1 protein-coding gene is annotated in these 566 nt (G+C 63.6%); it reads left to right on the forward strand.

The window, feature by feature from the left end; translation table 11 throughout:
* Positions 1-254 precede the first annotated feature (254 nt).
* On the forward strand, positions 255-566 hold a 312-nt coding region (locus ABD323_RS44450), incomplete at its 3' end, for an SCO3933 family regulatory protein (protein WP_344447660.1).

The raw sequence follows: 566 nt of genomic DNA on the forward strand, positions 1-566 counted from the left end.
GTGATCTTCCGTCGGAGATCGGTCGAAATCCGCTCGTACTGGTTGGCCATGGTGCTGGGTCACCGTCCTGTCGTGTTCTCCCGCTCATCCTAAGTCCTAAAGAGGTGTTGACGACTAGCTGATGGCCCGTCATAGTTCTAGCAACTCCTCAAGAGGACTTGAGAACTAGAGGAGTTGAGAACTTGTGGCGTTCGCTACGAGTTGGCTGCTCCGGGAGCGGAACTGCTCCTGGTGCTGTGCGAAGGAGTCGGACCATGAAGTTCATCCCCGTCGACACGACCGGCGCGCTGGTGATGGTGGCCCAGGAGCCCCGCCCGAAGCTGAAGAACCGGCAGACCGGTGAGCTGGCCTTCGACACCGAGACCGGCGCCCCGCTGATGACCCTCGACGTGACCTTCGTGGCCAACGGCCAAGCCGACATCCTGTCCCTGACCGTGCCGCAGCCCGGGGTGCCCGACGACCTGACTCCCGGGACCCTGGTCGCCCTGACCAAGCTCATCGCCCGGCCGTGGGAGAACGAGTTCAACGGCCAGAAGCGCTCCGGCATCGCCTTCCGCGCCGACGCG

The sequence above is a fragment of the Kitasatospora nipponensis genome, assembly GCF_039528135.1.
In the GTDB taxonomy this organism is placed as follows: Bacteria; Actinomycetota; Actinomycetes; order Streptomycetales; family Streptomycetaceae; genus Kitasatospora; species Kitasatospora nipponensis.